The following is an 11,400-nucleotide window of genomic DNA, read 5'->3' as shown; positions in this document are numbered from 1 at the left end:
CCTCTTGTCACCGAACTTCGAATGCCGATCTTTCATTAGAAGATGGATTCGTACTGGGCATGCTTAATATAAAGTTTGCAATGTCTTCTGTGGCATGGGGTTTTCGAATTCTAGCCATATTATTGCGGATGATTTGGTATCGATCTGGATTATCTTTTAGAAGATTAATACAAGAAATAAGAGAATTGGGGCTGGTAGCCACCATACCGATGCCATTGTTCAATATGAATTCCATATTGCGCTCCTCTTGTCCAGGAAGATTCCACGTAACGATAATAGGTAATTCCTTTGTTAAGGCTTCTGTGACAGTAATTCCTCCAGGTTTTGTGATAATAAGATCAGAGATGCTCATAAACTCATCAATGTTGGAAACATAACCAAATACCTTAAGATTTTTACGATTGATTAAGGATAGGTACCGATATAGCTCTTGGTTTTTTCCTGCAATGGCAATGATCTGGATATCAATATTATACGTAAAAAGATAGTCAAGGGTTTCAGTTATATTACCTAATCCTAATCCACCCCCCATGATCAGTGCGGTAAAGGTATTGGAAACATTTAGTTTTTCACATACTTCCTGACGAGTATAGGACCTTGAAAATTTTTCATCAATAGGAATACCAAAAAATTTTGCCCGCTCCGATGGGATCTGCCAATACTGGAATTCATGAATAAAGTTTTCTGAAGGCATGATATAGTAGTCGATTTCTTTATTAATCCAGCTTGGATGAATGGTATAATCGGTGAGTATCGTAACCAAAGGGATATCTATTTTAGCCTTTCTCTTCATTGCCGACAGTGCTTCAGCGGGAAAGGGGTGGGTACAGACAATAATGTCTGGACGGAAATCAGCCAAAAGCCGCGTGAATTTCCTTGAAAGCACTACCTTATTCAAAAACTCACTGACGTCTACAATGGAGTTATCAGTAACCTCGGAACGTTTATAGATAAAACCATATAAGGTCGGAATATATTTAATAGATTTTATATACGCCTCAAATACAATTTTATGTAAGCTGGGATGCACATAATTAAAGGTATCGATGACTTCTACTTTATGATTCGGATCGGTTTGCTTAATTTTATCTGCTACAGTTCTGGCAACCTGGTTATGGCCCTCCCCCGCAGATACGGTAAAAAATAATATATTCACACAATCACCTCCAAATACTTATTATACCATTTTAAAGGAAAAGTTTGCTATGAAACTGATAAAAATTCATATATCCACCCTGGCGTGTATTCTTTTTTACAATAACGCAAAGCTGCAATATAAAGAGGAGAAGGAATAATTGGGTATGGGGGAGAATGTAATATATGATATTAATAAAACTGTGGAGTGGGAGTGAGATTTATAGAAAGGTATTTTAAAGCCACCTTGAAGATGAAGATGATCGTTTTTACAACGGTGATGGTTACGGTCCTTATCTCCATTATCGGCGGTTTTAGCCTATGGTATATCAATAACAGTGTTGAAAAAGTATTGGGAAAAAATGCTATGGAAGTAGCGCAAAAGGTAGTACTGCAAAGGGATATTCAAATCAATATTGGGAAGCCTAGGGGCGAATATAGGGTTCAATTAATTGTTGAAGATATACGCAGGGCGTCAAATGCAGAAGCCATTGTTGTGACGGACATGAATGGTATCCAATATGCCCATTCGGCTTTTAACAAAATCGGGAGACGGGATATCAACGCAAACAATAGCATGGCCTATGAGGGAAAAGCCTATATATCAAAAGTCTCTAAAAAGCAGGAAAAATATATTCAAGCCCATATGCCTATCTACAATGATGGAAAGCAGGTGGGAATTGTTCTGGTCAATATGGTTTTGCCCCATATAACCAGGTTTTTGACTGAGATTGAGAGTGGATTTTACTTTATTCTGGCTTTTTCTATTCTCCTCACCATTATGGGGGCAACACTGCTGGCGCAAAATATCAAAAGGCAAATATTTGGATTGGAGCCCTTGGAGATTGCTCGACTTTTAAAGGAAAGATATGTTATTTTACAGACGGTGAGAGAAGGGATTTTGGCTGTTGACAGTGAATATAAAATTACGATGTTAAATGGTGAGGGGAAAAGGATTTTAGGGATTAAAGAGGATGTGATCGGTAAGGATATTCGGGAGATCATAAAAAACAGTCATATGCCAGAAATTATTGAAAAAGGCATTCCTGAGTATGATCGAGAGCACATTTTGAACAATAAGGCCATCGTAGCCAATACACTTCCTATCAATCTGGGAGGAGAAGCTATTGGTGCCGTATCCAGCTTTAGAGATCTGACGGAAGTAAAAAATCTTGCAGAAGAAATGACGGGTGTAAGACGGTTTATCGATGCCCTGAGGGCGCAAAACCATGAATTCTTGAATAAGATGCATACCATATCTGGATTACTACAATTGAAATGCTATGATGAGGCGATGAAGTATATAGATGATATTAGTAATCTTCACAAGGAAACCTTGGGATTTTTAACGAAGCATATAAAAAATCCATCTTTGTCTGGGCTGCTGTTGGCAAAATATAATAAGATGGAAGAGATGAAGATTAAATTCTCTATAGATCCCAGCAGTAGAGTAACCCATGGGGATAATGAAATAGATACGGAAGTTCTTCTGACGATTATAGGAAACCTCATAGAAAATGCTATCGATGCCGTCAGCGGTCTTGAACGAGAGCGTAGAAATGTATATTTGACCATTAATGATGGTATAGAAGAAATGGAAATCATTGTTACAGATACGGGAGAAGGAATTCCAGATGAGAATCTAGAAAAAATATTTGAGTTTGGATTTTCTACAAAAGAAGGCGAGAACAAGGGTGTAGGACTAGCATTAATTAAGCAGGTCCTTGCGGGCATAGGTGGCACCATCCACGTGGAAAGTCAGATAGATATTGGTACTGAAATGATTGTGATGATTCCTAAAAAATAATAGTGTGGTGAGATGCGATGAAAGAAATACAAGTTTTAATTGTCGAGGATGATCCTATGGTTCAGGAGATTAATCGAAGGTTTATTTCTAAGATTAGAGATTTTCGTGTTGCAGGAATTGCAAATAATGGGGCTGAAGCTTTGCAAATGCTTCAAGAGTTTAAACCCCAATTGGTCTTATTAGATGTCTTTATGGCTAAAATGGATGGATTGTCTGTATTGAAGGAAATTAGGAAAATCGGTGCGAATGTGGATGTGATTTTAATTACAGCCGATAAGACTGTAGATACGATCCATGAAGCCATACGATATGGTGTGATCGATTATATCATAAAACCTTTTAAATTTGAGAGATTCAAGGAAGCTTTACTCCACTATCAGAAAATGAGGGAAGAACTAGAAAACAAAGATAATTTTCAGCAGCAGGATTTAGATCGAATTCTCCATGTAAAGAGTGATGCGGTGGAAGAATTGCCAAAGGGATTGAATCAAACTACTTTAGACCTTGTTGTAGACTACTTAAAGCATAACAATAAGTTTCATACATCCATGGAGTTATCCCAAGAGGTTGGAATTGCAAGGGTTACTGCCAGAAGGTATTTAGAATATCTGGCAGATAAAAAAGTCGTTCAAGTGGAATTAGAGTATGGCAGCGTAGGTCGACCTGTCCATCGTTATAAGTTTACAGAGCCTGTATGAAAGCAAATAAATACCAGCAAAAATGCTGGTATTTATTTATTATTTACTGAAACGATCAGCTTTGCTGCCTCTAGCAGGTTGGAAACGGTATAGTCAGCATTTGCATAAGGAGTGCCCAGCTTTATGGTTTTGCAGCCGGCTCGACGGCCTGCTTCAATATCAAAATCCCGATCTCCCACCATAAAAGAAGACTTAAGATCGATATGGTGATCTCGGGCAAGATTGAGAATCATACCTGGTGCAGGCTTTCTGCATTCGCATTTTGATTTGAAGTGAGGGCAATAGGCCACGCCATGAATTGCTACCTCATTGGCTTCAAAGTCTGCCAACATTTTATCATGGATGTCTTTAAGGTTTTCATGGGTAAAATATCCCATTTCAATACCACCTTGATTGGTTACAACAAATACATGATAGTCATCATCATTAAGTATTTTGACAGCCTCGAAGGTCCATGGGAAAAAAATAAAATCATCAGGCTTATTTACAGGAACTCGATTGTCATTGATAACGCCATCACGATCAAGAAATACTGCCTTTTGCATATATAAAACCTCCTTTAGAACGACAAGCTAGAGATACAGTCGCAACGTTTCAGGATCCATGCCTTGAGGGCTATAGGTCGTGGATTTTTCTAAAACCTTTAGTGTAGCAGCATGAAATTCATTAATAATAATTTTTGATAATTCAATGATATTATCCATGCTATTAATTTCCTCCAAACAAAAAAATCTAGCAGCATCATTTTCCAAGTTATCGCTGGCTGGTTGGCCGTCTAGATATTCCAGTAGAAAGATAATATAACAATCAAGGGATGTATCGCTTCTTTTTCTAGATCGAAGAGCAAGAACACTACGAGGATGGACATCCAGTGCCGTTTCCTCTTTAAATTCACGGACAATGGCGTCATCAATATGCTCGCCAGGATTCACATGGCCTCCTGGGAGAATCCATTGCCCTTTGTATTCGCCATAGGTATGTTTTACCAGGAGATATTGATTATGATGATAGAGCAACCCGCCTACACCAATGAAATTATGATTATCCATTTATAAAACTCCTTTTTAGGTATATTCCATAGTTTTTCCTTCCTGTATATGCTACAATATGATTTAAGTGACTGGAAATTTATAGCATAAGGAGAAGGAACGATGGGGAACGACCGTATAGAACAGCGGATTATCATGTTAGCTATGATAGCTGCCAGCATTTCTGCATATATGGGATATACAGTTCTGTTAATCTTGGGCCTATATAAGATATTTAAGTCCAAGCCGTTGGGAATGAACTTTATCTGTAAAAAGAATGGACTTTTATGTAGTATTATTGTATACTTGTTTTTTCAATTGATCCAAACACAATATACTTTTTATGGACTTCAGGCATTTACTCTTATTATACTACAAATCGTAGCTTATATAACGATTCGTGACAATTTCAAAACCCAAGAAGAATATGGCGACCTTATAAATATATTGGTTCTGGGAAGCATAATGATATCTGTAATTGGTATTGTCCAATATTTTTATCTGGATCCTTCCGTTGTGCCCAAATCATGGATAGACAAAACGGTGTACAATATTCAAATTCGTGTATATTCTACCATGTATAATCCAAATGTATTGGGTGCTTATTTGGTTTCCATGATCTGCATTACGGTTACCGCTATTGAAGAGATGAGGAATAGGCTGTTCCATGTGATTTCTTTATGCCTCTGTTCCATATGTTTGATATTTACTTATTCCAGAGCTGCATTATTGGCTCTGGCTGTAGCCACCGTGGTGCTGACTGCTTTAAAAAAGAATAAAAGATATATTATATATGGTATGATTATTTTGATTTTAGCTCTTATGATCGATGGAAGCAATTATACCCAAAGAATGAGTCCCGAATTAGCTTCAAAAGATAGCAGTATTGGATATAGGTTGGAGATTTACAAAGCAGCCATGAACATCATTCAGGATCATGCTCTCTTTGGAACTGGATTGAATACCATGCAAGTATATATTGATCAATACTCAACACAGATCAAAGCGCCAGTTTTTCATGGACATAATCTTTTTCTCCATACCCTGGCGGAGACCGGATTCATTGGATTTTCACTGCTATTGGTAATGCTAGGAAAAGCCATAAAAAATGCAATAGAAATGGTGATTTATAGTCAGAATAAGGGTATAAAAACAATAGGCATAAGTATGAGTATGTTTTACATGACATTGCTGATTCAAGGAATAACTGATGCAGTGGTTTTTGCACCCCAATATGCTATTTTTGTATGGACCATGATGGCCATATCCGATGGAATTTGGATGAAGCTTGAAAAAGAGAATAGACAACATAGGTGGTGGAGATATGAAGGATAGAATCTTATCAGCCCTTTCCCGAGAAGAATCTCTGGAGAAAATTTTTGATATTGAGAAACTAGAAGATCATGAATGGATATGGATCAATCGAGATGTTTTTTTGAATATGTGCTATAATATTGGACTTGATGCTGAAATGACAGAAATAGAAATAGAGGCTGCCCTTGGAAAGATCGAAGACCATGAAATCTTTCAAATATTGGTAAAAGCTTTTCGTAAAAGAAACTATATTCCCATAGATCAGTTTCAGTTTGCACGATTGGAGTTGGGGTATAGACCCACATTGGATATTGAAACTGTCATATTTGTGAAGGAAGCCTACTATAGAAAGCTATTTATCCATCTATCGAGGCAGTTTGATTGGATGCTAAAAGCCATGGCCATAGATACCTATTTTAGAATGGGATTGGATTATAAATCTTTGCGGGAAGTATACGAAGAATTGTATGAGGGAAATATGAGAATTATTGAAGACGTTTTTCAAAAAGGCGAATACTCTTATCTTACAGGTACTTGGAAGCATGCGAGAAAAACAGATGAACTATATTTTTATAAATCAAATGAATTTTTCTGTAGCTGGGCAGAAGGAGCAGTAAGCTCAAAATTTGAAGAACAAATCGATAGAGAATAAGCAAAAACACCCGAGTTTGGGTGTTTTTTTATTGTCTTAGAAAGTATACTTTCTAAGATTTTCTTAGATGAAGAAATCGTTGGATACTGGGCCGTTGGAATGAATAGCTTTTTTCAGGATGATCATGTCCATATCATGGACTCGTTCTACAATATGGTTATAGACTTCATTGCAATGATTACATTGAACGTATTGTTTAAAATCTTTTTGCTCTCTATCTACAAAAAGATAGGAGGTATAGCCTTCTTGATCCTGCCACTTCACCTTTCCATCGTCTGCCAAATCGTAAAGATAGACGTAGGTTACTTCGTCTTTAAGAAGGAGATTACCTTTTTCACAGTTAGGACATTTCATAATAAACCTCCGTTTCTATTTTATAGGCTCTGTTAAAACGTATTCTTATATGTTTAAGTATTTGTAATCCGAGGCGCTAGTATGCTTTCAAGGAATAAATAAAAGTTCAATAAAGTTATAGGCTATTGGAATCATTTACTATGTTTTTTCTAGCAGACTATTTCAAATTAATGCTATAATAGGAATAGTATAAGTGCGTATATTGGAAGGGGATTTAGATGCAGCATAAAGTTCATGATATAAAACGGATTACTTATGAAATTGAGAAAAGTATTCATACGGGTAACAAGGTTACCCTGGAAAAATTGATAGATGAGATGATACAGACCTGTGAAGAAATTCGTGGAGAGATCCAGGCGAAGAAAAGTGCTTTTAGCAACATTAAGCTGGACATCATTAATGAGATTAAATTTCTATACAAGCCTGTTCTTAAAAAGAACTACTATGAGGGAACCTATCTTGAAGAGTTTTCAAAAAAACGTACAGAGGACTTGAAAGAGGCCAAGGCTCTAGATGTTCATAATCGTTTTTGGCAGACCTATGAAGTCATGAGGGGAAATGTTTTTGGTTCGGTTCCCCTTGAATTGATCCATAAGGATGCTGCCAGAAGACTCATGGGATACGGGTGGGATGAAGTGACTGTAAAGGTCATCGATGTGTGTGAAAGACAATGCAGTATCAAAGAGTTGGTAGAATTCTGCGAATTGAATTTTAATCATTTCTTGATTGTAAAGGAAAAGGCATCTGAATCGGAAATCATTTTGCACTATCAAGTGTAAGGAGTAGATATTCCATTGATCGTGAATAGAAAAAAACTAGAAAAATTATTTATTATCTGTATCTTGACTGCTTTTACAGGACAAATATATCTAAATCCTTTTTCTTCTGGATTTAGATTTTCTTTTAGTGTTTCAGCCTTGTCCCTTATGTTAATATTTTTTAAGGATATTCCTATTATGACGGCAACCAACGCCGTAGGAATATCTATCTTTCTCTTTAGAACCTTTGTATATCTGATTGGAAACCCAGGAGCAGATATAAGCAGCGCAGTGATATTGTATGCTCCTGGTGCTATCTTTTATTTCTTATACGGCATATTGTTTCAAATGCTAAATGTTCGAGACAAATCAGGAAAAGGGGAAAATATTATACTTTCTCTATGGTTGTGCGACAGCATCTCAAATATCATTGAGGTGGCAGTAAGAAAGAGCCGCATTGACCATCCTTTTGAGATTGTTGTTTTGGTGCTTATCCTGATGGGGTTGATGCGTTCCATCATTACTATTGCTGTTTACGAGGTCATCAACTATTATATGCACCGTTATGAGCGGGAGCAAAAAGACCGGAAGTATAAGGAATTGATTCTATTTATGGCTAGTTTAAAATCAGAGCTGTTTTTCCTTAGAAAATCTATCGTAGATATTGAAGAAGCCATGAGAAGAAGTTATCGACTTTATGAACAGGTACAGGATAGGGAGCTAAAGGACGAGGCTCTCATGGTTGCTAAGGACATCCATGAGGTGAAAAAGGATTATATCCGAGTGGTGTCTGGTATAGAGAAAACCCTTTCAGAGGAAGATAAAAGTTTGTATATGAGTGTAAAGGAAATCTATCATATTATCAAGGATAACACAGAGAAGTTGATTGAAATGAATGAAAAGAACATTCTTTTACGATTTAAATATCAGCAGAATTTTATTACGAGAGATTACTACCAACTGATCTCTGTATTAAATAATTTAATTATCAATGCGATTGATGCCATTGAAGAAACAGGTATCATTAGCATTACTCAAGAAGTATCTGGAAAAACCTGCTTATTTAAGGTGCGGGATAATGGCAAAGGCATTGATAAATCAGATTTGGACCTGATTTTTGAGCCTGGTTTCTCCACAAAATTTAATCCTGTAACGGGAGAGATGTCCACTGGGATTGGACTTACTCACGTAAAACACATTATTGAGAAGCATTTTAGCGGGCACTTGGAAGTGAGCTCTAGTAAGGATGGAGGGACGACCTTTACCATCCAGATTCCCCTTTCAAACATTACTGTATAGGAGATGATGGTATGAACCCGAGTTTTTATATTGTGGATGATGACAAGAGTATTCGAAAGGTTTTAAAAAATATCATTGACCAATATAATTTAGGAGATGTAATTGGTGAAGCGGAGGACGGCATCCGGGCGATGGAGGACATTAAAAATCTAAGACCGCAAATTGTTTTGATAGATTTATTGCTTCCAGGGATGGATGGCATTGCCATTGTATGTGCTCTTAAGGATATGGACCTGCATACAAACTATATCATGATTTCTCAGGTGACTTCAAAAGAAATGGTGTCAAAAGCCTATACAAAGGGTGTAGAGTTTTATATCAATAAGCCCATCAATGTGGTGGAGGTTGTCTCTATCATCAACAAGGTCAAGGAAAAGCTAAAGATGAAGGAAGTGATCCATTCTTTTGAAAAGGCTATTCATAGCATGCATGTATTGAAGGAATATACCGGTGGAAGAGAAATGAACGTCACAACGGAGAAGGACCGGATTAAAAAAATTCTGTCTCAACTGGGAATCCTTGGAGAAGCAGGAAGCAATGATATTGTGGAGATGATCCTGATTCTTCTGGAACAAAAAGAGGAGGTACGAGGAAGACTGTTGAATCAAAAGATATCGGAACTGTTTGCTATGCTTAACCAGAGATACAGAGAAGACTACGAGATTACAACCAATGTGGCTGCCATTGAGCAAAGGATTCGAAGGGCTATCAATAAAGCGTTGAAGAATATAGCCAACCTTGGAATTGAAGATTATGGCAATGATACTTTCATAAAATACGGAAATACAATTTTTGATTTTAAAGAAGTACGGAACCAAATGGATCATATACGGGGAAAATCCAACTATGGTGGGAAAATCAGCGTCAGAAAATTCATAGAAGGGATCATGATGGAGATGAAAAACGAATCATGATAACTTGCAGAAAAAAGAAAAGTTGCAATTATCAAACTAAAACTGTATGTTTTGGTTTTTTTTTGTACTTTTCTGTAGGGTGATAATTATGCTATCATAGAGTAGTCATTTTGTTACAAAAAATTAAAAAAAGGAGGATGTCTATGAACAAGAAAATGGGTTTAACCACCAAAATTTTTATCGGTCTTATTGTCGGTCTTATTGTTGGTCTTATTCTTAACAAAATGGGTCCATCTACATTCAGAGATAAGTTTTTAGTGGATGGAGTCTTCACCCTTGTAGGAACTGTGTTCCTAAACGCTATCAAAATGATGGTTGTGCCTTTGGTATTTGTATCTATTGCTAATGGTGCAGCATCCATGTCGGATATCAGAAAGTTAGGTAGAGTTGGAACAAAAACTTTAGCTTTCTACCTAGTGACGACGGCAGTAGCGATTACGATTGCCATCGTGCTTTCTATCGTAGTTCAACCGGGTATGGGATTGGATATGTCAGCCCTTGTAAAAACTGAACCAACGATTGCGGAAGCAAAGCCATTGGTAAAGGTTATTTCTGATATGGTGCCTACTAACCCTGTAGCAGCAATGGCTGCGGGAGAAATGCTTCAAATCATCGTGTTTGCGCTATTGGTAGGTGTTGGATTGGCTTCTCTTGGGGACAAGGTGAAAGGCGTTGTAGCAATCTTCGACCAATTGAACGAGTTAATGATGAAAATGATCGGTTTTGTGATGTTATTAGCACCATACGGAGTTCTTTGTTTAATCGCAAAAACATTCACAGGATTAGGATTCTCTGCCATGGTTCCTTTGGCAAAATACATGTTCTGCGTATTGTTTGCCCTAGCTTTACATGCAATAATCACATACTCCGGTATGTTGGTGGCATTTACAAGATTAAGCCCTGTTAAATTCTTTAAAAAGTTTGCGCCAGTTATGGGTGTTGCTTTCTCCACAGCTAGTTCTAATGCAACATTACCTGTAACATTAGAAGCAACAGAGGAAAAACTTGGTGTATCTAAGAGTATTGCTTCTTTTACAATTCCTCTTGGTGCAACAATCAACATGGATGGTACAGCCATTATGCAAGGGGCTGCCACAATCTTTATTTCACAGCTATATGGCGTACCACTTTCATTAAGTGCAATTTTGACAGTAATCTTAACAGCTACATTGGCATCTGTCGGTACGGCAGGGGTGCCAGGGGTTGGATTAATCATGTTATCCATGGTATTACAAGCCGTTGGTTTACCAATCGAAGGTATTGCATTGATCATCGGTATCGACAGAATTCTTGACATGTCAAGAACAGCTATCAACATCACTGGTGATGCGATCTGTACGATCATCGTTGCAAAATCTGAAGGTGAATTTGACGAGAAAGTATACAACTCAGAAGTAGTTGAAAAATCAATTGCATAATGTAAGAAGGGGATGGTGAAAACC

General features: G+C 37.2%; 12 protein-coding genes. 8 read left to right on the top strand and 4 right to left on the bottom strand.

Annotated features, from left to right (window positions below; translation table 11 throughout):
• Nucleotides 1–7 precede the first annotated feature (7 nt).
• Entirely contained in the window at nucleotides 8–1,156 is a 1,149-nt protein-coding gene (locus HNQ80_RS26460) for an MGDG synthase family glycosyltransferase (protein ID WP_184310805.1), read from the bottom strand.
• Nucleotides 1,157–1,387: 231 nt separating this feature from the next.
• Here HNQ80_RS26460 and HNQ80_RS11520 point away from each other — a divergent pair, with 231 nt between their 5' ends.
• Both HNQ80_RS11520 and HNQ80_RS11515 read left to right on the top strand, forming a co-directional pair.
• The gene (locus tag HNQ80_RS11520) at nucleotides 1,388–2,941 is read left to right on the top strand and encodes an ATP-binding protein (protein ID WP_207726980.1); all 1,554 of its coding nucleotides are present in this window, start codon (nucleotides 1,388–1,390) and stop codon (nucleotides 2,939–2,941) included.
• A 17-nt stretch (nucleotides 2,942–2,958) separates the two neighbouring features.
• Nucleotides 2,959–3,639, top strand: a complete 681-nt coding sequence (locus HNQ80_RS11515) for a response regulator (protein ID WP_184310803.1) — start codon at nucleotides 2,959–2,961, stop codon at nucleotides 3,637–3,639.
• A gap of 32 nt (nucleotides 3,640–3,671) precedes the next feature.
• Here HNQ80_RS11515 and HNQ80_RS11510 read toward each other — a convergent pair whose 3' ends face one another.
• Together HNQ80_RS11510 and HNQ80_RS11505 are read right to left on the bottom strand one after the other, a co-directional pair.
• Nucleotides 3,672–4,184, bottom strand: a complete 513-nt coding sequence (locus HNQ80_RS11510; protein ID WP_184310802.1) for a D-glycero-alpha-D-manno-heptose-1,7-bisphosphate 7-phosphatase — start codon at nucleotides 4,182–4,184, stop codon at nucleotides 3,672–3,674.
• Between the two features lie 27 nt (nucleotides 4,185–4,211).
• Nucleotides 4,212–4,688: an NUDIX domain-containing protein gene (locus tag HNQ80_RS11505; protein WP_184310801.1), complete on the bottom strand. Its 477-nt coding sequence runs from the start codon at nucleotides 4,686–4,688 to the stop codon at nucleotides 4,212–4,214.
• A 102-nt stretch (nucleotides 4,689–4,790) separates the two neighbouring features.
• Here HNQ80_RS11505 and HNQ80_RS11500 point away from each other — a divergent pair, with 102 nt between their 5' ends.
• On the top strand, nucleotides 4,791–6,002 hold the full coding sequence (locus HNQ80_RS11500) for an O-antigen ligase family protein (RefSeq protein ID WP_184310800.1): 1,212 nt from the start codon (nucleotides 4,791–4,793) through the stop codon (nucleotides 6,000–6,002).
• Nucleotides 5,992–6,633, top strand: a complete 642-nt coding sequence (locus HNQ80_RS11495) for a hypothetical protein (protein WP_184310799.1) — start codon at nucleotides 5,992–5,994, stop codon at nucleotides 6,631–6,633. Before HNQ80_RS11500 ends, HNQ80_RS11495 begins: the two co-directional genes overlap by 11 nt.
• A gap of 63 nt (nucleotides 6,634–6,696) precedes the next feature.
• Here the strand turns inward: HNQ80_RS11495 and HNQ80_RS11490 are convergent, their stop codons facing one another.
• Nucleotides 6,697–6,987 carry a hypothetical protein gene (locus HNQ80_RS11490; protein WP_184310798.1) on the bottom strand — a complete coding sequence of 97 codons (291 nt, stop codon included), beginning with the start codon at nucleotides 6,985–6,987 and terminating at the stop codon, nucleotides 6,697–6,699.
• 218 nt (nucleotides 6,988–7,205) lie between these two features.
• Here HNQ80_RS11490 and HNQ80_RS11485 point away from each other — a divergent pair, with 218 nt between their 5' ends.
• The 4 genes from HNQ80_RS11485 (at nucleotide 7,206) to HNQ80_RS11470 (ending at nucleotide 11,376) form a co-directional block, all read left to right on the top strand.
• Nucleotides 7,206–7,766, top strand: a complete 561-nt coding sequence (locus HNQ80_RS11485) for a hypothetical protein (RefSeq protein ID WP_184310797.1) — start codon at nucleotides 7,206–7,208, stop codon at nucleotides 7,764–7,766.
• A gap of 21 nt (nucleotides 7,767–7,787) precedes the next feature.
• Entirely contained in the window at nucleotides 7,788–9,044 is a 1,257-nt protein-coding gene (locus HNQ80_RS11480; protein ID WP_330602847.1) for an ATP-binding protein, read from the top strand.
• A gap of 11 nt (nucleotides 9,045–9,055) precedes the next feature.
• Nucleotides 9,056–9,958 (top strand): response regulator, encoded by a 903-nt coding sequence (locus HNQ80_RS11475; protein WP_184310795.1) that lies wholly within the window; start codon nucleotides 9,056–9,058, stop codon nucleotides 9,956–9,958.
• A gap of 143 nt (nucleotides 9,959–10,101) precedes the next feature.
• Nucleotides 10,102–11,376 (top strand): dicarboxylate/amino acid:cation symporter, encoded by a 1,275-nt coding sequence (locus tag HNQ80_RS11470; RefSeq protein ID WP_184310794.1) that lies wholly within the window; start codon nucleotides 10,102–10,104, stop codon nucleotides 11,374–11,376.
• Nucleotides 11,377–11,400: the final 24 nt, after the last annotated feature.

It is taken from the genome of Anaerosolibacter carboniphilus, assembly GCF_014205875.1.
Classification (GTDB): Bacteria; Bacillota; Clostridia; order Peptostreptococcales; family Thermotaleaceae; genus Anaerosolibacter; species Anaerosolibacter carboniphilus.
Note: the sequence above shows the minus strand (reverse complement) of the source record. Positions and strands in the feature narration are given on the sequence as shown.

Excerpts from the sequence above, each read along its gene's own strand:
- HNQ80_RS11520 (WP_207726980.1), top strand. The coding sequence starts at position 1,388 with ATGAAGATGATCGTTTTTACAACGGTGATGGTTACGGTCCTTATCTCC.
- HNQ80_RS11515 (WP_184310803.1), top strand. The coding sequence starts at position 2,959 with ATGAAAGAAATACAAGTTTTAATTGTCGAGGATGATCCTATGGTTCAG.
- HNQ80_RS11510 (WP_184310802.1), bottom strand. The coding sequence starts at position 4,184 with ATGCAAAAGGCAGTATTTCTTGATCGTGATGGCGTTATCAATGACAAT.
- HNQ80_RS11505 (WP_184310801.1), bottom strand. The coding sequence starts at position 4,688 with ATGGATAATCATAATTTCATTGGTGTAGGCGGGTTGCTCTATCATCAT.
- HNQ80_RS11500 (WP_184310800.1), top strand. The coding sequence starts at position 4,791 with ATGGGGAACGACCGTATAGAACAGCGGATTATCATGTTAGCTATGATA.
- HNQ80_RS11495 (WP_184310799.1), top strand. The coding sequence starts at position 5,992 with ATGAAGGATAGAATCTTATCAGCCCTTTCCCGAGAAGAATCTCTGGAG.
- HNQ80_RS11490 (WP_184310798.1), bottom strand. The coding sequence starts at position 6,987 with ATGAAATGTCCTAACTGTGAAAAAGGTAATCTCCTTCTTAAAGACGAA.
- HNQ80_RS11485 (WP_184310797.1), top strand. The coding sequence starts at position 7,206 with ATGCAGCATAAAGTTCATGATATAAAACGGATTACTTATGAAATTGAG.
- HNQ80_RS11475 (WP_184310795.1), top strand. The coding sequence starts at position 9,056 with ATGAACCCGAGTTTTTATATTGTGGATGATGACAAGAGTATTCGAAAG.
- HNQ80_RS11470 (WP_184310794.1), top strand. The coding sequence starts at position 10,102 with ATGAACAAGAAAATGGGTTTAACCACCAAAATTTTTATCGGTCTTATT.